Consider the following 24,597-nt stretch of genomic DNA (forward strand, 5'->3'; position numbering starts at 1 on the left):
GTTCTTTAATTATTAGATAATCTTTCCATACTTGCTATCATTATAGAACATCATTCGACATTAATCGAGAGAGTTCTTGCTAAGCTTTTGATTTCAAAAATAGGATAAGGAAGGGAATTTCTCATATTTTGTCGAAATGTAATCATTGCCATAATGAACCGAGTAGGAGTTGGTTAGCAAATGAATCATGCTCATGGAACATACGATATTGTATTGGTCATCTTTTCATATCTTGTAGCGGTCGTTGCCTCTTATACGGTGCTTGATTTGGTCGGACGAATAAGTACTACGCATAATAGAAAACGATGGTTATGGCTCCTATTTGGCGCTTGCGCTATGGGTATGGGCATATGGTCGATGCATTTTGTTGGAATGCTCGCCTTTTCGCTGCCCGTTCCCATTGCATATCATATGCCAACCGTTGTTCTGTCGGTTATTGTAGCTATAGTAGCGTCTTTTTTGGCCCTTCATATCGTCGGTAGAAACCAGCTTTCACTGCCTCAATTGCTGAGCGGGGGAATATTGCTGGCAAGCGGTATAGTAACGATGCATTACATCGGCATGGAAGCAATGATGATTGAGATCACCTACGATCCTATTTATTTCTCGTTATCTATTATTATTGCTGTTGTGGCCTCAGTTGCGGCCTTGTGGCTTTCATTTTATTTTCGTAAAGGCAGTGAGAACAAGCGCGGACATATGTGGAAGAAGCTGGGTAGTGGATTGTTAATGGGCGCTGCAGTCGTTGGCATGCATTATATCGGCATGATGGCTGCGCATTTTGATATAGACAATATCCATTTACACAGTGCGGAATCTGGGATGATTCTGAATCAACAATGGCTCGCTTATATCATTTCCGGAGGAACGCTATTTACATTAGGCATGTCCCTTATCGGTATCTATATTTCCAATAAATTCTCTGTTAAAGACTCTGAAATACAAGATAAGTCGGATGAGATTCTAAAAATAAACCATGAATTGCGGCAGCTCAACGAACACTTGGAGCAGATGGTTAAGGAGCGGACAGCGCAGCTCGAGCAGGCCCATGATGAAGCGATTAAAGCCAATCGAATCAAGAGCCAATTTCTTGCCAATATGAGCCATGAGCTTCGGACACCGCTGAACGCCATCATTGGCTATAGTGAGATGCTGATCGAGGAGGCAGAGGAGCTCGGTGAGCAGACGTTTGTAGAGGATTTAGGCAAAATCGGAAAAAGCGGAAGGCATCTGCTCTCCCTTATTAACGATATTTTGGACATTTCAAAAATTGAAGAAGGCAAGATGGAAATCCATGAAGAGATGTTTCAGGTTCATGATTTAATCCAAGATGTCATGACAACCATAAAACCGCTTATTGAAAGTAATGGCAACCAGCTGCAAACTCACTATGTACGAGGTGAAATGATGGCTGATGTTACAAAGCTGCGCCAAATCCTATTAAATTTGCTTAGCAATGCTAGCAAATTCACCCATAATGGAGCTATTCAGTTTAACGTCTATGAAGAAGATATGGAAGGAAAACCAGGCTTTAGCTTTCTTATCAAAGATTCCGGCATCGGCATGAGCCCTGAGCAGCTGGACAAATTATTTCAGCCGTTCACTCAAGCTGATGCTTCCACCACTCGCAAATATGGCGGTACTGGGCTTGGACTTGCCATAAGCAGCCGATTCTGTTCCGTAATGGGCGGACATATTTCGGTTGAGAGCGAGCCCGGGGTGGGAAGCATCTTCATTTGCTGGATTCCAATCTCGCGAGCCTAGAATTCGTGAAAGCTCAAATAACGGCTTTAAGTAAAATTCAAATGAAAAAAAGCGCCGGGTTCTCTTTACGAGACTTTTCCGGCGCTTCTTTTTGAATACTTTTCTCGAAATATTACATGAAACTATAAAGACACATTGGCTATTCTTTATTTCTCATTACTTTCGAATACTTTAAGAACAGCGTCTATTGCATAGCTGTTAGCAAGCGGAGACATGCCTAGACTAAACCATTCTTTGCCGCCCATCACGTATACCTGATTGTTCTTAACTGCCTTCATGTTTTTCCATAATGCGCTGTTCAACATATCTTTGTACGATTGTTGAATGACTTCATTGTTCTCGTCGTCCAGCTGTACGATAAGATGGTCAGGATTGTATTCCGGCAATTTCTCAAGCGATATAGAGAGAGACTGCTCCGTCTGAGGAAAGTTCGCAATCGGATTAAGCCCCAGCGTCTTGTGAATAAAGCTTCCGCGATCAATATTTTCACCATACAAGACAACTGATTTTGGCATAATCATCATATACATAACGGTTTCGTCACCAACAAGAGTATCAAGCTTTGCTTTGGCTGCCGCTTCCTGATCAACTAAGTCTTGAATGACTTTATTCGCGACATCCTCCTTGTTAAGTACTTTTCCAATATCCTTCAGTTCATCACGCCAGTCATCACGCTGCGGCAGCAACACCGTTGGTGCAATCTTGGTTAGCTGATCATAGTCTTTATCCGACCACCATGCTGGTGCGATAATAAGATCAGGCTCGGCTGCTAATATCATCTCAAAATCTGGTGTTTCGGCAATGCCCATTTTTTGCACATCTTTGAAGGCTTCTTGCAGGTATGAAGGGAAATCGGCATGATAATTTTGCACCGCGATCGGAGTAACCCCTAATGCTTGTAGAAATTCCGGATAAACAACAGAAAGACCAATGACCTTGCTTGGATTTGACGGAATAGTAATTTCGCCCTTCTCACTTGCTACGACACGAACATTATCCGATGGTGCTTCTGTTTCTGAGTTTTTCACCGTTCCTTTTGTTGACTCATTGTTCCCTGAACAAGCGACCATCACTACCATCAACACCATGGCCAAAACCATGAACGAACCTATTTTCAAATATTTCATTTTTCTATACTCCCCCTGAGTGCTCGATGTTCATCGTTTCTCATTTGACAATGAGAATCACTATCACTTCTAGCAGTATAAAGGAAATACGTCTATACGCCTATCGACGATCTCGCCAACATTTTATGCACGATTACGCCAAAGCTTTAACACTTCGTCCAAGATTAGCTCTTGCGTGAACGCCGTGTACTCTGTCCAAGGGTAGGGTGGAAGATAATCGATGCGATTGTTTCTAATCGGCCGCATCCTCCCCCAAAACGCTGATTGCTTGAGGTCCTGCCAGGCTGCCTGCGACTGAGCATCTTCATCCACGATAAGCAGCAATCTGTCCGCATCTGTCTGCGCAAGCTCCTCTTGTGTCAATTGTTGATTATTAAGATCCCTATTTACCTCCGTTGCAGGCATAATATGAAGATCATCATAAAACACCTCTCCAAGACTCCGATTTGCCAGTACGCTAATATTTTTTTCGGATATTCTCACAATAAGCAGACGTTCAATATACAATACGCTTTTGGTTCGCTCCCGAACTGCTGCCGCCTTTCTTTCATACCGATCCAGCCATACCTCTGCTTCTGCAGTTTTACCTAGCTTTTCTGCGATTAATCGTAAATGCATGCGCCAATCGTGTTCCCACGGCAAGAAATAAGTTGATGTTATTCCATTAAGCGTCTTCTGCATATCCAAGCTCATGAAACCTTCTAGCCCAACGATAAAGTCAGGGCTCATGCTTCTGATCTGTTCTATTTTCACATCATCGTCTTTAGCAAGGGACAACACCGAACTCGTATCATATTTCCTTCGGTAATATTCGACCCATGGATGATCCTCGGGAGCCGCATGAGGAGTAATATTAAGCGCGAGAAGATTACCGATCATATTTGCGTGGAACGCCACGATCTTTTGCCTCGCATATCTCATAAACGCCGCCGGAGGAGTGCCTGTTATTTGCTTAAATTTGCGGCGGAAATAAACCTCATCCTGATAGCCTACATAACTGGATATATCCTTGAGCTGATAATCATGGTGAGGTCTCATCAACTCTTGAGCTTGTCCAATTCGATATCTAGACAAATATTCGATAGCGCTGCAGCCATATCTTTGCTTAAACAGTCTAATAAAATGCCGAGAGCTGACTCCAGCTTCCTTCGCTAACTGCTCAATGGTAAGGTCCTCCCGATAATGCTGCTCGATGTACGTTTTAGCACGTTCCAAATCCGCTTCAGAGTTATTGTCCAGTAAGCGCTGACCATCTCGCAACAGACTATAAACCAGTTCATAAAATTCGATTTGCCCGCGCAGCCGCTGCATATCATTATCGCTTCGCATAGACTTCGCCATCGCTTCACAGAGTGCACTTATGACGATCATCGAGGATACAACAACTTCTCCAGTGATCGGAAACCTCATATTTCGGCCAAGTGGATAGTTATGTTCTTGTTTTGCGGGCAATTGAGGCTGCTCAAATACATCGAAGCGCACAATGTATAGCCCTCGCTCTCCTAAATCCTTCATAGATGCCTCAACCAGCTGGCCAGGCGTGCATACATAGGCACTCCCTGCCCGAAGCTCGTAATACCGACCATCTACAGTAATCCATCCCTTGCCTGATGCTGTGATGACCAGCATATGCGACTCAATGAATTGCATTCGGAGAGACCAATTGCCAGTGAGACTATTGTTTTTTTCGACTGCTCTAAGCTTGAACCACATGCCCTCTAGCTGCTTATAATCACTCTTTTGCTGGTCATCGTACACCGCTCATCACCTGCATCTCGTATTTATCTGCTCTCTATAGTATTGCGAAATAAATAAAGAACGCAACCCTTCTGGAAACACCAGATGCTGCGTTCATTTAATTTTACAGATATTAAAGGAAGAGCAATAGTTCAACCTTTCTAACTTTCCTTCGCTGCTTCTACTTATCCTGTGTCAAAAATTGAACAGCTTCCTTTATTTGAACTTCAATATCATGAGGCGTGTAGCCTAACCAAGTGTCCATACTAATATCGTAAATATGATTATCTTTAACGGCCGTGAGATTTTTCCACAACGAGCTTTGCTTAATTTCGTCCAAACGCTTAGTTGTATCCTCTCCCTCAAGCAAAGTCAGAAACACATAGTCAGCGTCGTAATCCGGAAGCACCTCCAATGAGATCGGAACTGCCCACAAATTCGGGTCTTTCTCTATTTCCTTCTGAACGAGAGCAGGCGGTGTGAGTCCAAGCGCTTTATAAAGCGTAAAGCCCATATTGCGAACGCCATAGACATAAAATTGTTTCGGGTCCACTCTATAAATAGCAAAAGTTTTGCCCTCGCCAATTTTACCGATAATTTCATCTTTTGCTGTTTTCATTTTCTCATTGAAATCCGTTTTCCATGCTGCTGCTTCCTGCTTACGATTCAGAATATCTCCTATAACCTCAACGTGTCCGAATACATCATAATCCATCCATGGAACAACAACCGTTGGAGCTATTTTTGTAAGCTTGTCATAAACGTCTTTCTCAATGTCACCAGCAATAATCAAGTCAGGCTGCAATGACACGACTTTCTCGTAGTTTATTTGATCTGCGCTTCCAACGTCTTCAATACCTTTAAAGTCCGCATCCGTTGTTTCAAGCAAATGGCTTGAAGCTCCGATTGGTTTAAGTCCTACCTTAAGCATATGACTGGCATATTGGAGTGTAACGACTTTTTCCGGGTTGACCGGGATCTTCGTTTCTCCAAAGAAATGTTTATAAACCCGCGTTTCGGTCGTACTTTCATTAGATGCCTTCTCATTCTGTGAAGCCGCGTCGTTCTGCTCAAGGTTTGACGTTGCTTGTGGATTCGTTTCTGCCTTCCCGCATGCCGCTAATGCTAATACAAATAAAAGCATACTCATGCATATGAATACGTATTTCTTCAAGATGATATCCCCCAGTAATGTGTAGTATATTTTCGGACGCAGCTAAGCTTACTTTTCCCCAGTAATGCTAGGCGAAAAGTTCTCACCCGCCTCTTTTATTGATAAAGATTATCATTATTAATTAGAAGCGTCAATGAAATATATTGGGTATATTTTCTCGCAGTTTTATAACCCTATTAACATTTGAGACTCTCTTCCTTTTATGTATACACATGGTCATCTGTACGATATATTGTGGAGAATATTAAATGTCCCGATTGACTGTTATCAAGTGTTATATAGATTAGAAAGCACCACTCGCGAAGGGAGGAGATTTCATCGAAGACCAGACCATTGAGCAATTCATCGTACGGGTGCAAAAAGGCGAATCGAGTTACTATGTCGAGGTCGTACAAAAGTATCAGCAGACCATCTACCGCTACTGCTTGCGGTTACTTGGAAATCAGCAGGATGCTGAAGATGCAGCCCAAGATATTTTTATAAAAGCTTTCGAGTCTATTATGCAATATAAGAACACGGTCAGCTTCTCTTCATGGTTGTACAAAATTGCCTACCATCATTGTTTAAACCTATTGCGTAGGCGAAAATACCAGCTTCGTCTGCTGCTTCGATTGTTTACTCCGGAAGTGAAAGCAGAGAGTCCAGAACAAACGATAGTCAACCGATTATTCAGCCCGCAATTAATGTATGCACTGACTGCGTTATCTCCAGAGGATCGATCTATGCTCATTCTTCGCATTTTTGAAGAACGAACTTTCGAGGAGCTTGGTGAGATTATGGGATGCAAACCGGAGGCTGCCAAAAAAAGAGTAAGCAGAATGAAAGAAAAGGTTAGAAAAAAAATGGCGGAATGGCAGGAGGAGCTAAAATGGGACGAGAACAATCAGACGATCAATATAAAGACTTAAGGCAGCATTCCATACCTGATCCTCAGATCAATACTATTAATTTATCAGATGCTGTAATGAACCATATTTCTGCTTCGCAATCAGGCATAAAGGTCCGAAGCTACAACCCAGCAAAGCGATTTCCGATCTACGCCACGATTCTATTCATTGTGCTTCTAACATCTGCCTCCGTATATGCTGCAAGTGAGCTGATTCAAATTCGTGATCGTGCGGGAGATGTCAAAATTAAATCCATTGTGCTAGAGTCAGAATCGAAAATCGTACCTTATACGCATCAAAATGATTCTCCGCTTCCAACTTATAGAGATCGCGTACTAGAATTAGTTAAACCAGGTCAAATGCTGGCCTACTTCGTTAGAAATGATCGTTCGTCTCTAGCTATACAGTACCTCCACAACACAAATACGAACACTTCTTACAACGATTTTAAGGAGCTTCTCGATCGCACTTCCGCTCCTGTCATTAAGGAGCCAGTTAGCTTGCCAGATGGCTTCACGTTCAAGTACGGCAGCGTTATGCCGCTCACTCCGAATGAACATGACGCTTCCCTGGCTGAAGAATACGCTAGATTGCTTGCGTTGTTCAAACAAAGGGCTGCTGCGGAGCCGGATCAGGATTTATTCGTCGAAGAGGTAAACTGGACAAAAGCAAATATATCGGAGCTCGAATACACGAAAAACGACATGAGCATTCGAATCCAAGCCATGAAAGACATGATTGGCATGGAGGTTGCTCTTTCCGCGGAATATACACAAGAAACAGTCGCTATAAACGGCATAGAAACTATTTTTGCAAGCGGCAGTATACACGGCTTTCAAAGCTATCAAGCGATATGGTATGACGAAGCGCAAAAAACACATTATCAGGTGACAGCATCAGGCAATGTAGACCTGACAGAAGAGCAATTTAAGCTCGTCGTAAAAGGCTTGATCTAGGGCTAGAGACAGTGTCAAATAAAACAAGTTTAATAGCCGTTCACCCTCCAGTATTCACTGGATGGCGAGCGGCTTTTTTTTCTATTCATTCCACTGAATCGTATGTTTAGATCTTGTATAGAAGCATAGTGTAAAATAACCATTGTTGTATGTATATTGCCATTTAAACTGGTCTTTTTGAGCTAAGTTCTATTAAATACTTCATTTTTTGGCGCTATGCACAAATTGGTAGTATATGCGAGCTGCGTCCGGAGCATTTTGCATACTGTTGAAATGGCTGTTTAGTCCCATTCCACATGTTGGAACATGTCGGATAAAATAGAATCAAGTTGAGAATAAAGGGGAAAACGTGCTTGAATCAGAAAATTACACGCAGCAATAACCGTCAAAAAGGCAGCTTTGTATCTTTGAAAAAAACGACTCTCATCATCTACTTGGCAATCATCATTATTCTCATTGGAGTCTGCGGAGTTCTGTACGGCAAATATTTGAGTGTGGTTGATTTCAACCTGCAATCCGCTGTTGCTAATAAGCTAGAGCAATCAAATGAGCAAGCGCTCAATAATGAAACCGCTAACTCGAATTCAAGCAAAAATGAAAATGGCGGGCTTGAAACGATTGTAGACGAGCTAATCCCCGCAGGATCTGTAGACGATGAAGAAAAACAAGAACCAACTGAAGAAAAGCAGGATACCAATACGGGTTCCAAACCTGTTGAGACTAATAATCCAAATCCACCGGTCAAAGAGACCGTTAAAACACCTGACACTTCTAAGCCCGCTGTGACAGAAAAGCCTGACAAGGTGGAAAAACCTGTACAAGAACCGAAGGACAGCGACAAGACAACAGGCTCCTCCAATGAGACGATAAAGCTTCCAACTACCTATATCGTTCAAAAAGGCGACACCTTAAGCTCAATATCCGAGAAATTTTATCAATCGAAAGACCACTATGCACTGCTTGCAGAGCATAACCATATTTTGTTTATTAATGATATGAAAGCTGGAGATAAGCTAACTATTCCGGCATTATCCTCTGGCACTGGATCAACAGGCGGCAGCTCGCAAGGGTCAAAGGATTATTCCAAAATCACCCTGCCAGCAACCTATTTGGTACAGGCTGGCGATACCCTCTCCAGCATATCCAAAATGTTTTATAAATCCGCGGAATATGTAAGTTACATTGCGCAGGAAAACAAAATTGACAAAAACGCCGGATTGAAAGCAGGCAGCAATCTCATCATTCCTTCTCTTAAAAATTATAAGAAAGAGGAAGATGATAACTCATGGGGCGTATCTCCAGGTTTTGAGACAGTAGATCATACCGTTAAAAACGGTGAGACGCTTTACAGCATTTCCAAAACCTATTATGGCTCTAACAAATACGCGATGTTTATTGCCGACTTCAATCAAATCGTAGATATTGATAATGTAAAAGCCGGCACGGTATTGAAAATCCCTAAATGATTAGCTAAAAGAAAAACGACGCCCTCTTTCGCGAGAGGCGTCGTTTTTTTGTCTATTTCTTCCTTCCATATTGCTTGGCATAAGATGTAATGCGTCGATACATGCTTTTATCCTTTAAATGCTTCAGCGGATAAAACTGCGGTCTCGTATTCACCTCAAGAATCCAAGCATTTCCGGTTTTGTCCAAGGCGACGTCGAGGCCCAGCTCGCGAAATCTACTTCCATGTCTATCAAATATACGTCCAACTGATCTGCCAAGCCTCTTCAGTTCTGCTTCCTTTCTTTTTACTCTAGCATAACTGAACCCTGCTTGAGAAAGTGTATTCTGGAAATATCCGATCTGGCCGCCTTGGTGATAGTTTGTTGTAACTTTCCCCCGCTTGCCTATTTTCGTGAAGAGCGCACTGCTCTTCCATATGCCGTTGTTTGTCTTTTGTACCATGACCCGTATGTCGAAAGAGTTGCCATTCACAGTGGCAAGATGAATGCCTTTTTGCAGCAAATAAGAACGTTTCCTCGCATGCTTTTTCAATTTTCCATATAGGATGTCGAGCGTGGAACAGTGATTTTTTTCGGAGTTGTGTTGGATCTGATAACCATTTCCCTGCTTCTTTATCCGTATAATATTAAAGCCGCCTGAACCAGTGGTCGGCTTGAAATAGACAGTGGGATATTGAGAAAGGATCATACTAAGATTCCTTCGGTTAAAGCGCAGCGTCTTAGGAACGTACGCTCTTACATCTGCATTCTTAAGCAGCCATTTCGTTTTTGTCCACTTGCTCTTTATCGTGGTACTCTTGTAGTTCATAATGTACATTCCCTCCTTATCCCTAACATATGAGGAGGTATGATTGTCTGATCGTGCTCTTGTCTAGTCGGTGATATTATCTATGCAGCTCACTTTAATGGAAGCATGATTCCATAATTTAATATGTTCGTTCAGCTTCATCGCAGTGCGAAGAAAAGCGAAGAAAATCTATCCGTTCTAACTTGGTCAAGCACTGTAAAAAATGCGATACATGTGTTTAAAGGATGAGGCTTGTATGGCATATCATGCGGCTGATACTCATAATCCTATAGTAAACAACTAAGAATCAGCGCACATCCATCAGGCTTTTCAACAAAAAAGTTAGGAAACCCCATTAAGGAGGTTATTTCTGATGAAGGCACTTAACGTAATTAGTCTTATTCTGATCATCCTAGGCGGCTTAAATTGGTTATCCGTGGGCTTATTCAATTATGACGTCGTCAGTGAGGTTTTTGGGGGAACAGAAGAAGTTGGATCACGAATTGTATATATCGTCGTCGGTGTCGCTGCGCTTTACGCTCTATCCCTTTTTGGAAAGGTAACAAGCGAGGACTAACAAACAACGGCAGTAACTACAGGCCACGCCTGGCTAAGCCAGGCATGGCCTGTAGTTGTTTACTAGGAGATACTTGCACTTTTTTAAAAATTCGTTCTGCAAGCAAGAACATTATCATTCTTATCTCACTCGAAACGTTCTCGGCCCGTACCTGCGGACAAGCACTGGCGCAGCAGCGAAGTAAATCAACGTCAAAGCAGCTATACTCACCGTAAATGGCACTATCGGAATTCGCAAAAAGATACATGCCCCGCTAGCTGCTGATATCCCCATATTCACTATATAATATAGCGGGTTTTTCACATTCAGCTCTGTAGAATACGGTTGAAAAATATAATACATAAACAAATGATGTATGGTGAAGAACACGGAAAGCGAAATAACACAGATCCAAAGCATAAGCAGTTCGCTGTTTAGCCACTCCCCGCCCGCTGCAGCGATAATCGCTGTGAGTGACACCCCAAAAGCGGCGGCAATACTCAGGTTCAAGCTCATCATTTTTTTTAGCCGAATGAGGAAATGTCCAAATGCTGAGCCGCGATAGAAGCTATAACGCATTAGGCTAAGATCACAGTTGTAGAACATGGCCTTGCAAATGTTTTCTCCAACGGACATGTAATACATAATCAGAACTAAGAACGGAAATATCATTCCCACAGTCCATTTTAGACTCTGCAGCTGCTCTCGGAATAGGAAGGTAAGCAGAACACCCACCACACCGAAAGCACCAACGATAACTAATCGTTTGTTAACCGGGCTGCTGATCAGGCTGCGATGCCGGAGAAAAAATATAGCGTTCAAATACGCATAACCTTTTTTGCCGTCTAACTTGCCTTGCTCGTTTACATCTATAATATAATCGCTATCCTTTGATTTGACGCTCTTCTTCTGTGACTCTGTAACCATACGACCTAGATCGAGCAGAGGGTCATCCCTTTTAGTTGCAGCATCAACTACTCCACTGTAACCGGTATAACGGGCCAGTTGAAAGACAGCAAACAAGCCTACAGCTATAATGACAATACAAACCGGCAGACTCAGAAGAAACGTACCCGTAAACGGAACCTTACCGAGCAGCAATGGCAAATACGCGCCGGCATAACCAATTAAAATAATCATCCATACGAGAGCTGTTTGTTTAATCAGTACAATGCCCGTTTTCTCAAAAAGCATGAGATGTGCATACTCCGCAAGCACTCGCCACATTGTGACCATAATGGTTAGCAAAACCGCTTGCAATATGGAGACTCCCGCGAGTGATCCGAACAAAAGCATGGCTGGCAGCAGATATAGCAAAAAGGTTGTATAACGATAGGCAAGTGACGCCTGCATATATCTTTTTCCAGACAGCCTCATCAGCTTCACCGCTACGTACTTCTCTCGCTTTGGTTCGAGCACGGTCGCGCTGCTGATTGCTGCCACTACAAAACTGATGATTGCAAAAATATGTACAAATTGCTGGTGCTTCTCTTCCTCAGATAATCCCACAACGAATTCGGCTATAGGCAAGTAGATAAGTATCCCCAAATACGCGAATCGAAGCATGAATCCCCACAGCTGGGTAATGATGAGCGCTATAATAGAAACGGCCTTCTTGAGCCCCAAATTGGCGTAGAAGCTATTGTGCACCAGCTTGCCGAGCAGCGGCAGCTTCTGAATATAATAAATGAGCATGTTTGCCGTAATGGAGGTTCGAATGGCGAGCAGCGTATTAAGCGTTCTCAGCATGGGCTTCATCCTTCAGCAGGTTAATGACGGATTGCTCAAATTCCGCGCTATGCAGCAGCTCTGACGGTACGGCAGACAACTTCCCTTTGTTCAAAACAACCAGCTCATCGCATAGATCTGAAGCTAATTGCAAAATATGCGTAGAGAAAATCAGAATGTGATCACTCTTCATCTCCCTCAGCATGTTCTTCATCTCCAGAGCAACAATAACATCGAAGGAGGTAAGAGGCTCATCGAGCAGTATAATTGGCGGTTTCGTTATGAGAAATAGCAGCATTTGCAGCTTGTTCTTCATGCCGTGTGAATAACCTTTGATCAGCAGATGGCGATCCTCCATTGTCATGCTCATCATGTCAAAATAATAATCAATGCTCTTATCCATTTGCAGCTTGCCTTTGTTAATATCCATAAAAAACTTCACGAACTCATAGCCCGTAAGAAACTCGGGAAGAATCGGCAGCGAGTACACATATCCGACATCCTGCTCGCTTAGCTTCCTCGTGTGGCCATCCACTTCCAACAACACTTGCCCGCCATCCATGTCCTTCTCTCCGCTCAGACAGTCGAATAGCGTCGTCTTACCTGCACCGTTTCGACCGAGCAGACCATATATTTTTCCTTTCTCAAAAGTAAATCCGGCTCCTTGGAGCACTTGTTTATCCTCAAATCGCTTGACGATATCATCAATAATCAGACGCAATTACAGCTCCTCCATTCATCCCACTTTTTTCATCTCCTATTGTGTACGATAATGAGAACGAAAGGTCTCGAATTGTAAGGCTGCTGAACGAAAATTATATGTAAATACATGGACTTACTTGCAGGGAGTAAGCACAAAAAGAGCAGCCAGCCCCCTTCGACGGGAGAGCCGACTGCTCCTCATTGCAAAATATATAAGCAGCTGATAATGATTGGTACCTGAACACCGCTAGGCAGCCCTTCCGCAAACCGATTGGCTCAGATGCATACATTATCGTCCATTCGCTACTTGCTGATTTTTTCCTTCAGTTCGCCAAGCTTCTCCTGCGCAGTACCTTTCAGCTTATCTAACTTGCCTTCCGCCTGCAGCTTCTTGTTATCTGTCGCTTTGCCGTAGCTATCCTTCATTTCGCCTTTGCTTTGGTTCGCAATACCCTTCACTTTATCTTTCAGTCCGTTTGTATTCATCTTCATCATCTCCTCGATAATTGTATGCTTCTTCTTACCTCCAAGGGGTGATTTTGAAACAGGGTTATATTGGAAGTCGGTAGTTTTACGGATGAATTACCCTTTATTCAGTCTATTAAATACTCAAAATAAAGCTCGTTTACAATGTCATTTTTGATATCGATATAGAGATTAGTGGTGTGCGTGAACCAATAGTCGAGTGTAAATAAGCGCAGAAGTGCACCTATTTTTAACAAACGAGATGAAAATGATTCGAATAGGTGTATAAATGCATCTAGTTGAGAAAAATTGAAAAATATTTAGTTAAATAAGTGCATTTATGCTCTTAGATTCAGCTACTACTGACTGATGTGCACATTTAGCTAACCTGCTTTGCAGTGTTAAATTCATTAGACAGTGCCTTGGCAAGTTTTTTCATAAAGCGTAGTTGCTTATTTTCAACTGAAAACCTCTAATATATAGACCCCGTTTATCTAAACAATAATATTACACACGATAATCGTAGGAATGCATATTCAGCAAGCTGTGTAACTGATTTATGCTAGTACTATAAGTTTGTTTGCAATATCGTTTGATCGTGCAACATTATCCGCCTATTTTGTAAACCAATATTAAATAAATATTGGTTTTATTGCATTGCGGTCTAGAATCGCGATGACTTCACACATTTAAGGAGGTGATTAAGAAAGAATGTAATGATGTGCAAAATTGAAAGCGCATTAATTCGAGGTTAAAACATCTGACTAGGAGGTTTTTTATGTTATCAATGAACGAATTGGTAAAAAGAAATCCATTCGTCATCATGTCTTTGGCATTTGTTTTATTGCTGTCGCAGCTTACGCTGTACCCCTCCGTATCTTCAGCCGCCGGAGGCCCTAATCTTGCTCTGGGCAAAGTTGTATCAGCCAGCGGCTATGCCGATGTGTATGTAGCGAGCAACGTTAATGACAACAACCAGGGTACCTATTGGGAGAGTGTAAACAATGCATTTCCACAATGGCTCCAAATCGATCTTGGTGCGAATACGAGCATCGATCAAGTTAAACTAAAGCTGCCTGCGGGCTGGGAAACACGTTCACAAACCTTAGCTGTACAAGGCAGCACAAACGGCACAACGTTCTCTAATATTGTTGGTTCTGCATCCTACACATTCAATCCAGCAGTGAGCAGCAACACCGTGACAATCAACTTTACAGCAACCAGCACCCGTTATGTTCGCTTAAACTTTACGGCTAACACGGGTTGGCAAGCCGGACAAATTTCTGAATTCGAAATTTACGGTTCCACAGTAACGCCAACTCCTACTCCTACTCCTACTCCTATACCAACAGCTACTCCAACCCCTACACCTGTGCCTACACAAACGCCAACTCCTACACCGACGATTACACCTACACCTACAATTACACCGACGCCTACAATTACACCAACGCCACCTGCTGGCGGCAACTTAGCTCTAGGTAAATCAATCACTTCCAGTTCTACCGTCCACACATTCGTAGCAACGAACGGCAACGACGGCAATACGGCTACATACTGGGAAGGCGGCAGCAATCCTAGCCAATTAACCGTCGATCTCGGTTCCAATCACAACATCACATCGGTTGTTGTGAAGCTAAACCCGTCTAGCGAATGGGGTACGCGAACCCAAACGATTCAAGTGTTAGGCAACACCCAGAACTCTTCCTCATTCAGCAGCTTGGTTTCCGCGGCATCTTACACGTTTAACCCCGCTAACGGCAACTCGGTAACGATTCCGGTAACCGCTACGGCGAAACAGGTCCAATTGAACATAACGAACAACTCCGGCGCTCCTGCTGGCCAAGTAGCCGAATTTGAAATCTATGGCGCTCCAGCTCCAAATCCGGATCTTACGATTACAGGAATAACTTGGACGCCAACAGCTCCGGTAGAGACGAATGCGATTACCCTTTACGCAACCGTTAAAAATATCGGCACTGCAAACGCCCCTGCGACTACAGTCAATTTTTATCTCGGCAACGAGCTAGCAGGATCTGCTCCAGTAGCCGCATTGACGGCTGGCGCTTCAGCTACCGTATCGCTGAATGCCGGAGCAAAAAATGCTGGAACCTACGCCGTTAGTGCCAAGGTCGACGAGAGCAATGCGATTATTGAGCAGAACGAGACTAACAACAGCTATAGCAGCCCGATTGCATTAACCGTAGCTGCCGTGTCCAGCTCTGATCTAATCGCAACCGCCTCTTGGAATCCAAGCAATCCAAGTGCAGGCAATACAGTAACCTTTACCGTAAATCTTAAAAACCAAGGAAACATTGCTTCCGCCGGTGGTGCTCATGCCATAACACTAGTTCTTAAAAATGCTGCTGGTGCAACCATTCAAACCTTAAATGGTTCCTATAATGGCTCATTAGCTGTAGACCAATCCGTCAATGTCAGCCTGGGGACTTGGACCGCTGTCAATGGCAGCTACACAGTAACTTCCACTGTTGCAGCTGACACAAACGAAGTACTCATTAAGCAAGCTAACAATTCAAATACAACAAGCCTTTATTCCGGCCGCGGCGCTAATATGCCGTTTACCATTATTGAAGCAGAGTCCTCTTCCAATACAACGAACGGAACAAAATTAGCTCCGAACTTCAAGCCTGGCGATTATGCGGGTGAAGCTTCTGGACGGTCCGCCGTGCATCTTGATGCAACAGGCGAATATGTAGAGTTTACGCTGACTTCTTCGGCTAACGCTTTTGTCCTTCGCAACGCAGTTGCAGAAAATACGACCGGAACGATTAGTATTTATGCTAACGGTGTGAGTAAAGGCAAATTCACGGTAACCTCCAAGTTCTCTTACGTATATGCAACACCAAGTACGCTTGGCCGCCTGGGTTACGACAATGCGCCTGGGGCAGGATTAACTGCTTACTGGCTGTATGAAGATTCCCAGTTGCTGCTTGACCAAGTGTATCCAGCAGGAACGAAGATCAAAATTCAAAAGGATGCTGGTGACGTATCGGCAATCTATGTTGATATGATTGAAACCGAAAATGTCGCTCCTCCAGCCGCTAACCCTGACACAACTAAATATATTTCGGTTTCCTCTTCCAAATCCATAGAGCAGGCGCTTAATGAATTTAGACAGGATTCCACGAAAAAGGGTATTTACATCCCTGCAGGCGAATGGGTGATCAACAGTAAAATATTCCTTTATGGACGTGCAACCGAAATCATTGGTGCTGGACCATGGCATACCAAATTGGTTGCGCCACAGAACCAATCCAATACGGATGTAGGCTTTAATATTGGATCTACCGCTAACGGTTCAACGATTAAAGACCTGTCTGCATGGGGCAACTATGTATACAGAACTGATGGTCCTGGTAAATTCATCGATGGCAACGGCATGCAGAACGTAACCGTTCAGAACGTCTGGGTTGAGCACTTCATCTGCTTGTATTGGGGCGTGAATTCCTCCAACAACACGTTCAAAGACAATCGTATCAAAAACACATTCGCAGATGGAATTAATATGACCAACGGCTCATCCTATAACGTGATTGACAACAACTACTCAAGAGGCGCCGGTGACGATGCCTTCGCCTTATTCAGCGCAGTTGATGCAGGCGGTTCCTACAATGTAGGCAACAAATACACGAATCTTACGGCAACCTGTGTAAGACGTGCAGCAGCTTTTGCCGTATACGGCGGCTCGGATAACCTATATCAAAACCTCTATGGTGCAGACACGTTGACTTATCCAGGCATTACCATCAGCAGCTTAAGCTTTGGTTACAACACATTAGGATTTGGTGATAAGGACACTGTAATTGATGGCGTAACATTAGACCGTACGGGTGGAGATTTCTGGACCAGCGTCGGCGCTGATGACAAAATCAATGAATATCAAAACTTTGGCGCTATCTGGTTCTTCGGAGGAGACAGAACCTTCAAAAACATTCTCGTAAAAAATGTGGACATTAATAATCCCGTGTACTTTGGTCTAATGTTCCAGACAAAATCGCCAGAGAATCTTGCTATGCAAAACGTTCGCGTAGAGAACGTAAACATCAACAACCCTTCCCGCTACGGCATCAAGCTCGTGGTCAGAGGAGAACAAGGCCAAGGGCCAGCTGTCGGCGGAGCAAGCTTCACGAATGTGAAAGTGAATAATCCAGGTGTCGCAGCCATTTATGGTGAAAGCGGCAGCCCGAACTTTACAGTGACAAGAGTATCCGGAAACAACTGGTAATCTAGCGCAATGAAAAAGGAAACAGCGTACTCGGGTAACCGAGTACGCTGTTTTTTTCTAGCTCCAAACAATTTATAGGTAATAGTATCAGTTTAAAATCCCAAGTTAAGGCGACGTATCATACGGTCTCTTTTCTATTTTTATTAATTCTTCTTGTGAAAATACACGCCTTTATTCCTTAATTGCTCTGTTGCAGCTTTTCCAGATGAACATCCAAGTTTTCAAACGTTTGAGTTATGCCTGGGATCATTCCCATATCGATCACCGTTTGCAAAGCTTCTGGCGATGCATATTTCGCGGTGTTAACTAGCTTCGTCTTGCCATCTTGCTCAATAAAATCGAGTGTAACCATCATTTGCGGCATATTTTCCGCAACATTGCCTTCCGCATCTGAGAAACAATCTCTATAGACGATCTGCTCCGGTGCTGTAATCTCCTGATAGAATGCTTTACCCCACGATTCCATACCGTAGAAATCGCCTTGGTTCTTATCTTCACACTTCATGCAATAATGCCAAGTTCCACCTGGACGGAAGTCCACGTTGCATACAGGTAAAGTCCAGCCTTTTGGTCCCCACCAATGTTTTAAATGCTCTGCCTCCGAAAAAGCTTTAAATACAAGCTCACGCGGTGCTTGAAACACACGCTCCAATATAAGTGTGCTGCCTTCCACTTTCGATACCAATTGATTAGTTAGGTTAGGGTTATTCATATTAAACTTCCTCCTCATATTTGAGTTTATATCATTAATCCGTTTATGTCTTATTGCTAATCTTACTTATCTATTTCCTTGTTTTGCAGCTCCAGTAAATAATCGTCCAGCCGATCGTAGCGTTCCTCCCACATACGTCGGTATGATTCAAGCCAAGCGTCTAATTCCTTAAACGGATCAGGACGCAGCTTGTAAATACGACGGTTAGCAATCGCCTGCACCTCAACAATACCGGCCTCGCTAAGGACGCGCAAATGCTTGGAAGCTTGGGGCTGGCGTAGGCCAAGCCTTTCAGCAATCTCCCCAACCGTTAGAGGACTCGCTCGCAATAGGTCAACAATCTGCAGGCGGTTAGGCTCAGCCAAGGCACTCATAACGTTAGCATTCATAAGAAAAACATCCATTCACTTGATTTAATTAATTCATCCTTCTTCTAAAGCAAACATTGCTTTATCGAATCCTTTACGCCCTCCCTCCTTGTATTTCCTTTTGTTGAATTAAATATACCACAACGGGAATATTCCTGTAAAGGAATATTCAAAGCTTGCTTATGTTCCATGAAATCAACCGAGCAGCGGATTTAAGAACCATCAATAACATCGATGTTCTTATTCATCCTACATCGCCTCATCTAATTCTGTTTAAAGAAGAATAAATCAATTCGCTGTTTTCACTCGCAGCTATCAGTTAAAATACTATACTTTCCGATATAACATTAGGAAGTTTTTAACAATATAAAAAACGGTATTTAATTGGATTCGGAAGGATGAATTTTATGTTTAAGGTTAAGCGTCTAGTCACATGTCTGATCATTGTATCTTCATTATTTTGGGTAACAACAACAGCAAATTTGCATGCTCAGGATCAAAAAGATGACGGAAAATACGATTATCTCATTATCAAGCCCTATGGAATGAAAGGACACTGGGCTGAGCGTCTGTTTCAATGGGCTATGGCACAAAATATTATAAATGGATACCCTGACAGCAGCTTAAAGCCTGACGAGCCAATAAGTGAAGCAGAGTTTTTAAAAGCTCTTTATAGAGCCTTGGGTATGGCTTTGCCATCCGCAAGTTCCCCTGAGGGTAATAATGATTGGACAGATGGTCCCTATCGCCTGGCAGAGAACTTTAATCATCCTACATCCGGCGCTTCGAACCATAAGCTGAGAATGGAGCCACTCACAAAGTCACGAGCTTCAGAAATCATTTGTGCCGTGCAAGGGGTTCATTATGAAGGCGAAGACGCCGTTGTTTACCTCATTGGAAACGGTATGGCTAACAGTGATGCTATAACGCCAGAGCAATTCAATGGACAGGACTCTTTTACACGAGCAGAAGCCATTCAGTGGATTAGGCAGCTAACCTTTAAAGGAGTAATGGATCTATTAACAAGGCCAACCGCTCCATCGGATCGCACACTTCTACCGTCTTTACCATCTGCAGCCGTCCAGCGTATTCCAGATTTCAGCGCTGAACCTGTCACGGGAAATGACTTCAATTTATTTGGAAATAGTCCTTTTACTGAGGTGAAGATAGGAGATTCAAAAGAAACGATAGAGGATCTATACGAGGTTTCGGATGAAAAGGATGTCTTTAATAATAACATTTACCCTTTATTCTCAGCACACTACAACAAAGATGGGCTGATTGATTCTTGGAAAATAGATGAAGACACTATTGAACCTGCCAATACAAATCCGTCATTACGTACATATAAGGGGATTGTCCTTGGAGAAAGCACCATGTTCGATGTCCTTCGCCTATATGGAACTTTTGGTTTTAATGCAGACCAAACAGCTACCTATTTCTACGAGAAGACCAACGACGGAAATTTCCGTGACATTTCCATTCATGATAAGCTTAACAACCCTGATAATGTGTATTCAATATCGTTCATATTCGATAAGGAGAGCCATGCTGTTGTCTATGTCTCGACTTCTTGGTTCCCCTATTCTTATTTTGGATGGGAAGATGTTTAATGTTATACAAGAAACCCAGTACCGATGCGGTACTGGGTTTCTTGTATAGGTATAACATTCGTTCCAGAACCCTACATGAAAAGCACTTTTAAAAAAAGCATCCTTCTTATAGGTCACAATTTAGTTCACCAAACCATAAATCATAAATTATTCCTTTTTCAATCCCAGCTATCCCTTATGCTCTAACAGGTGCCACCTTATACGCGGCTCTATCCTCTGAATCTTGCTCCCCATCATGAGGGGATACGCCCCAGCCGAATGAAAGGACGGAAGCGAGATGCTGTGCTTCAGCTTCTGACAAGCGGGCGATGACCGCTTCGTTCTCCGGCTCCAGAATAAGCTCTGCTTCTTGCTTCAGTGCGACAAGTATCCAGCTATGAATGCCGCGAATCGTGTTGTACTTGATTTGATAGCCGTTCGTTACAGCTTGTACGAAAGTATCTTGCTCCTCATTCGCCAAAGCGGTTAAAGCGGTGTATTCGAAATGGAACTTGCTTTCATCTGTCGGCAAATTGCCAGCCTGCACTTTGCTAATCAGTTCATCATTTGGCCAGCCGTAAGCCTTCAGTGATTCCAGCATCAAGGCATCCCATTGTGAAAGCTTCGTTTCGGGCTTTAGTGTGTCAGCCATTCGTAATCTCTCCTTTATGCTCGCATTGAGCAGTCCTATGTGAAAGAGACTGCCCCGGTCATCATGGATAACCGGAGGCAGTCTCTTGCCAATATTAAAAGTTACTTGCTTGCTTTGTAGGCGTTTAGGAATTCTTTCGCTTTCGCCGGATCAGCTTTCAGCTCCATGCCTGTATTCACAAGCGGGCTAAGCGTGGAAACGGCTTTGAACTTGTTGCCATTGTAGAATGCCAAGATCTCATCCTGGTTGATGGAGTATAGAACTGCTTTCCGCAGGTCTGCGCTTTCTGCAACTGGACGATTTTTTGTATTGAACAGCAAGTAAGAAACAGCGTTGCTTTGTACAGTTTGAAGCGCCAGCTTGCTGTCGCCCTTCACAACGTCAAATTTCGTCTCGGATACGCCGTAGTAGATATGAATCTCACCACTGCGAAGCGCGGACAAGCTGCTGTCTGCATCTTTGATAAAGCGGATTTTAATATTAGCGATATTCGGCTCATTTTCTGTACCCTTCATATACGCAGGGTTTTTGTAGAAAATCGCTTCATAATCATTTTTGGAGGACAGGATGTAAGGACCGCTTGTAAACAACGTGTTGTTATACGCGCTGCCTTCTGTTACCGTATTTTGGTCGCCGTAAGGAATATCTTTGTTCACATCGAATTTAGCTACATCGTACGTGTTGATGCTCTCTACTTGTTTCTTGGACACGATACCTGCCGATTGGTGAGCCAAGTAGTTCAGTACTTGTGGGAAAGGCTCAGTCGTCGTAAGCTTAACGACTTGGTATTTACCCTCTTTGTTGTTCGCTTGCTTCTTATCAGATACAAGAGCGGAAATTTTTGAACCAAGACCTTTTTCAAGAGCTGCTTTTACTGTGTCGCTGCCACCGGAAACCTTAACAGCATCTAGTGCTGCAGCATCCGTTACAAGCTCCACGTTATTGATATGCTCGTGAAGAGTAAACGTACGGTGGTCAGGTACAGAGTTTTTGTCTTTCGCACGGTTCAACGAGAAGATTACATCGTCAGCACCAACGCGTTCGCCAGTATCTACTGCGAGCTTGTTTTTGATTTGAGCAAAATTGATATCGTCTCTTAGGATAAAGTAGTAATCGGAATTGCCATCAGCAATCGCATGATTCAACGATAGGGAACCTTCGGAAGTGATTTTATCATCATCTGTTAGATTCACTAGACGCACATACATATTCGTATTAATGATGTTGATGGAGCCGTCGTTGCCTTTGATTGGATCAAGCGACGTCAGCGTCGGCATAGTCGATTGAAGCACTAGCGCATCTTTTGCACGCTTTGAAGTGTCTTTAAAATCAACATCTTCCCAAGGTAGGGAACGTGACTTCGAGATGCGTACGGAATCCTTGTTCAGTACGTCTTGATTCAAGGCCTGTGCTTTCAATGAGTTGTATAGCGGCGCGATATAAGCCTTGTCAAAGACAAGCTGCTGCTCGAATTGCTTGTACGTTTCTGTGTACTCTTCTGGCGTTTGAGCACCAGCCGCATCAATCAATTTATCGATTTCTGGATCAGCAAGGATGCTGTAGTCTCCGCCTGTTTTGAAGAGCGAGCGTACTGCATAGTCGGGGTTACCTGTAACGGTAGTCCAGCTGGACAATGCGATGTCATAGTTACCAGCGTCCTGCTGTGATTTGAAACTGCCGTAATCAGCTTGTAGATTCAATTTCACTTTAAAGCCGTTTTTGGTAAGCTGATCGCGAACAATGTTAAGGTCTGCCTCGTTTGAGCTCATGCCAAGCAATTCTATATCTACTGGGTTACTGTCAACGACTGCCTCTGTTCCTTGCGTTGGTGCTGGTGATTCCTTCACGTCGTTCTTTGTTGTTAATTTGCATCCGCTGAGCATAATCGAAAGACTGATTAGCAACAGTGCGGCGAATTTGCCTTTGTTCTTCATGATAGTAGTCTCCTCCTGTTTTATCTTTATCTTGTATGTTAACTCACATTCAGTTATCGCCCATTCCTGTCTCGTAACGTAGAAGTCGATGGAATATGAATGAGGTTAAGAAGAAACGACTTCGTCGTCCTTGTTTAAGGACAAGAAGTTTCTCGCAAAATATAGGCGGAGTATAAATGTGAAGCTTATACTTTCCTATATTTTAAAAAAGGGATGAAATCTTTAATCCAGCTTCGGATCCAGCGCATCGCGCAAGCCGTCGCCAAGAAAGTTGAATGAGAGTACAAGCGCGATAATCGCAAGTCCCGGATAAACAGCCGTATAGGCATGCGTTTCCAGATAGGCGCTTCCGAGCTTTAATATATTTCCCCACTCCGGAATATGCGGTTCGACGCCAAGCCCCAAATAACTCAAGCTGCTGGTCGAGATGACCGCAGTACCAATCGTCAGCGTAGATTTTACAATCATCGGCGCGATGGAGTTAGGTACGATATGCTTGAACAAAATAGTTCGGTCACTGGAGCCGAAAGCTCTAGCAGCCTGTACATATTCCAGCGTAGATACGAGCATGACATTGGCTCTCATTGTCCGAGCATAAGTTGGAATCGCACCTACACTTAATGCCAAAATTAGATTGACCGTGCTTGCGCCAAATGCCGCAATAATCGCAATGGCAAGCAGAATGCCAGGAATCGCATAGAGGATATCTAATATCCTCATAATAATATTGTCCGTATGCCGCCCATAATAGCCAGAGACTGCACCTAGAACGCCCCCAATCAAGACGGGGATGAGCGTTGACAACAAGCCAACTGCCAAAGAGATTCGTGCGCCGAAGACGATACGCGAGAACAGATCTCTTCCGAAGTTATCCGTTCCTAGCGGGTAAGCCAGCTCAGGCGATTGAAGAATTAAGCTGTAGTTGTTCTCAACCGCAAGGCCGTAATCAAAGGTCAGGTAACTGGTTATGGCCAGCGTGAGCAGGAACAGGATAAAGAGCAGTCCCAGCATGGAAGTAGAGCTTCTCGACAGACGCTCCACAACTTCTCCAAGCTTAGAGCCGGATGAATACCCCTTGTCCCGCAGCTTCGCAATCAGCAATAACCCAAGAAATAATGCGAACAAGTTGCCGGATACCGAAGTTAAAATAAGGATCCCAGCAACGATTCCCATCCAGCGCGGCATCGCTGCTTGATCTGCATATTTAGCGACCAGCAGCAATGCTGCGAGCTGCAGGAGCGCGGCAACGATCAATAGAAACATACCGATCATAAACCCGTTAGCCACATAAGGCTTAAACAAGTTAAGGGCTGATACTGCGAATACGAGCAGAGTCGTAAGGAGCGAATAAACAGCTAACGTATACGCCGCGCTTTTTTTCTGCTTGATGAGCTGGAACGCCGTGGTTGCCACGAATACATTCGCGGTTAGAAGGCTTAACAGCAGTACATAACCAAGCATCCTTGTGGAACGTCTGATTGCGCCAAAACGGATAAGATCGCTTCGAATGAGCGCCCATACCGCCAGCTCGAGCAGAGCGAAGGCAAAATATGCAATGCTTGCAATGAGTACTGCAGGCTTAAATGACCCGTCACCGGGAACATAACTGTTTAGCAGAAGAACAAGACCAAGCGCCAGGGATACGATGCCAGCGAAGCTTGCCTGACTGTATTCTTGGCTCGATTTCAGCCTGAACTTGACTTCTTGCTTGCTGATAGTAGGATTCGTCAAGAGTAGCACCTGC

The 24,597-nt window shown here is 43.6% G+C and carries 19 protein-coding genes; 7 read left to right on the forward strand and 12 right to left on the reverse strand.

Annotated features, from left to right (window positions below; translation table 11 throughout):
- The first annotated feature begins 180 nt into the window (after nucleotides 1-180).
- On the forward strand, nucleotides 181-1,764 hold the full coding sequence (locus AB4Z50_RS11090) for a sensor histidine kinase (protein WP_441878789.1): 1,584 nt from the start codon (nucleotides 181-183) through the stop codon (nucleotides 1,762-1,764).
- A gap of 146 nt (nucleotides 1,765-1,910) precedes the next feature.
- Here AB4Z50_RS11090 and AB4Z50_RS11095 read toward each other — a convergent pair whose 3' ends face one another.
- From AB4Z50_RS11095 to AB4Z50_RS11105, 3 genes are all read right to left on the reverse strand, one after another.
- The gene (locus tag AB4Z50_RS11095; protein ID WP_441878791.1) at nucleotides 1,911-2,891 is read right to left on the reverse strand and encodes an ABC transporter substrate-binding protein; all 981 of its coding nucleotides are present in this window, start codon (nucleotides 2,889-2,891) and stop codon (nucleotides 1,911-1,913) included.
- 123 nt (nucleotides 2,892-3,014) lie between these two features.
- Nucleotides 3,015-4,649: a helix-turn-helix domain-containing protein gene (locus tag AB4Z50_RS11100; RefSeq protein ID WP_441878793.1), complete on the reverse strand. Its 1,635-nt coding sequence runs from the start codon at nucleotides 4,647-4,649 to the stop codon at nucleotides 3,015-3,017.
- A 160-nt stretch (nucleotides 4,650-4,809) separates the two neighbouring features.
- Nucleotides 4,810-5,802, reverse strand: a complete 993-nt coding sequence (locus tag AB4Z50_RS11105; RefSeq protein WP_441878795.1) for an ABC transporter substrate-binding protein — start codon at nucleotides 5,800-5,802, stop codon at nucleotides 4,810-4,812.
- A 353-nt stretch (nucleotides 5,803-6,155) separates the two neighbouring features.
- Between AB4Z50_RS11105 and AB4Z50_RS11110 the strand changes: the two genes are divergently transcribed.
- The 3 genes from AB4Z50_RS11110 (at nucleotide 6,156) to AB4Z50_RS11120 (ending at nucleotide 9,111) form a co-directional block, all read left to right on the forward strand.
- Complete coding sequence (locus AB4Z50_RS11110; RefSeq protein ID WP_441878797.1) at nucleotides 6,156-6,710, forward strand: RNA polymerase sigma factor; 555 nt, start codon at nucleotides 6,156-6,158, stop codon at nucleotides 6,708-6,710.
- A complete protein-coding gene (locus AB4Z50_RS11115; RefSeq protein WP_441878799.1) occupies nucleotides 6,671-7,645 on the forward strand; it encodes a hypothetical protein in 975 nt (324 codons plus the stop codon). Before AB4Z50_RS11110 ends, AB4Z50_RS11115 begins: the two co-directional genes overlap by 40 nt.
- A 353-nt stretch (nucleotides 7,646-7,998) precedes the next feature.
- On the forward strand, nucleotides 7,999-9,111 hold the full coding sequence (locus AB4Z50_RS11120; RefSeq protein ID WP_441878801.1) for a LysM peptidoglycan-binding domain-containing protein: 1,113 nt from the start codon (nucleotides 7,999-8,001) through the stop codon (nucleotides 9,109-9,111).
- A gap of 52 nt (nucleotides 9,112-9,163) precedes the next feature.
- On the opposite strand, the gene AB4Z50_RS11125 is transcribed toward AB4Z50_RS11120, so the two are convergent.
- Nucleotides 9,164-9,919 carry a YheC/YheD family protein gene (locus AB4Z50_RS11125; protein WP_441878803.1) on the reverse strand — a complete coding sequence of 252 codons (756 nt, stop codon included), beginning with the start codon at nucleotides 9,917-9,919 and terminating at the stop codon, nucleotides 9,164-9,166.
- A gap of 352 nt (nucleotides 9,920-10,271) precedes the next feature.
- On the opposite strand from AB4Z50_RS11125, the gene AB4Z50_RS11130 reads away from it, so the two are divergent.
- Nucleotides 10,272-10,475: a DUF378 domain-containing protein gene (locus AB4Z50_RS11130; protein ID WP_339206614.1), complete on the forward strand. Its 204-nt coding sequence runs from the start codon at nucleotides 10,272-10,274 to the stop codon at nucleotides 10,473-10,475.
- A 120-nt stretch (nucleotides 10,476-10,595) separates the two neighbouring features.
- Here AB4Z50_RS11130 and AB4Z50_RS11135 read toward each other — a convergent pair whose 3' ends face one another.
- The 3 genes from AB4Z50_RS11135 to AB4Z50_RS11145 all read right to left on the reverse strand — a co-directional run bounded on the left by AB4Z50_RS11135 (nucleotide 10,596) and on the right by AB4Z50_RS11145 (nucleotide 13,376).
- A complete protein-coding gene (locus AB4Z50_RS11135) occupies nucleotides 10,596-12,203 on the reverse strand; it encodes a hypothetical protein (RefSeq protein ID WP_441878805.1) in 1,608 nt (535 codons plus the stop codon).
- On the reverse strand, nucleotides 12,187-12,903 hold the full coding sequence (locus tag AB4Z50_RS11140; RefSeq protein ID WP_441878807.1) for an ABC transporter ATP-binding protein: 717 nt from the start codon (nucleotides 12,901-12,903) through the stop codon (nucleotides 12,187-12,189). The genes AB4Z50_RS11135 and AB4Z50_RS11140 overlap by 17 nt, the downstream gene beginning before the upstream one ends.
- 284 nt (nucleotides 12,904-13,187) lie before the next feature.
- Entirely contained in the window at nucleotides 13,188-13,376 is a 189-nt protein-coding gene (locus tag AB4Z50_RS11145) for a CsbD family protein (protein ID WP_339209488.1), read from the reverse strand.
- 751 nt (nucleotides 13,377-14,127) lie between these two features.
- Between AB4Z50_RS11145 and AB4Z50_RS11150 the strand changes: the two genes are divergently transcribed.
- Complete coding sequence (locus tag AB4Z50_RS11150; protein WP_441878809.1) at nucleotides 14,128-17,595, forward strand: discoidin domain-containing protein; 3,468 nt, start codon at nucleotides 14,128-14,130, stop codon at nucleotides 17,593-17,595.
- 178 nt (nucleotides 17,596-17,773) lie between these two features.
- Here AB4Z50_RS11150 and AB4Z50_RS11155 read toward each other — a convergent pair whose 3' ends face one another.
- Entirely contained in the window at nucleotides 17,774-18,307 is a 534-nt protein-coding gene (locus AB4Z50_RS11155; protein WP_441878811.1) for an SRPBCC domain-containing protein, read from the reverse strand.
- Between the two features lie 62 nt (nucleotides 18,308-18,369).
- Nucleotides 18,370-18,696 carry an ArsR/SmtB family transcription factor gene (locus AB4Z50_RS11160; RefSeq protein ID WP_441878813.1) on the reverse strand — a complete coding sequence of 109 codons (327 nt, stop codon included), beginning with the start codon at nucleotides 18,694-18,696 and terminating at the stop codon, nucleotides 18,370-18,372.
- Nucleotides 18,697-19,082: 386 nt separating this feature from the next.
- Here AB4Z50_RS11160 and AB4Z50_RS11165 point away from each other — a divergent pair, with 386 nt between their 5' ends.
- Nucleotides 19,083-20,288, forward strand: coding sequence for an S-layer homology domain-containing protein (locus AB4Z50_RS11165; RefSeq protein ID WP_441878815.1), 1,206 nt, complete (start codon nucleotides 19,083-19,085; stop codon nucleotides 20,286-20,288).
- Nucleotides 20,289-20,463: 175 nt separating this feature from the next.
- Here AB4Z50_RS11165 and AB4Z50_RS11170 read toward each other — a convergent pair whose 3' ends face one another.
- From AB4Z50_RS11170 to AB4Z50_RS11180, 3 genes are all read right to left on the reverse strand, one after another.
- Complete coding sequence (locus AB4Z50_RS11170) at nucleotides 20,464-20,919, reverse strand: hypothetical protein (RefSeq protein WP_441878817.1); 456 nt, start codon at nucleotides 20,917-20,919, stop codon at nucleotides 20,464-20,466.
- Nucleotides 20,920-21,020: 101 nt separating this feature from the next.
- Nucleotides 21,021-22,853 (reverse strand): ABC transporter substrate-binding protein, encoded by a 1,833-nt coding sequence (locus AB4Z50_RS11175; RefSeq protein WP_076268688.1) that lies wholly within the window; start codon nucleotides 22,851-22,853, stop codon nucleotides 21,021-21,023.
- Between the two features lie 222 nt (nucleotides 22,854-23,075).
- The gene (locus tag AB4Z50_RS11180) at nucleotides 23,076-24,584 is read right to left on the reverse strand and encodes an ABC transporter permease (protein WP_441878819.1); all 1,509 of its coding nucleotides are present in this window, start codon (nucleotides 24,582-24,584) and stop codon (nucleotides 23,076-23,078) included.
- Nucleotides 24,585-24,597: the final 13 nt, after the last annotated feature.

It is taken from the genome of Paenibacillus sp. 2TAB26 (genome assembly GCF_052115145.1).
GTDB lineage: Bacteria > Bacillota > Bacilli > Paenibacillales > Paenibacillaceae > Pristimantibacillus.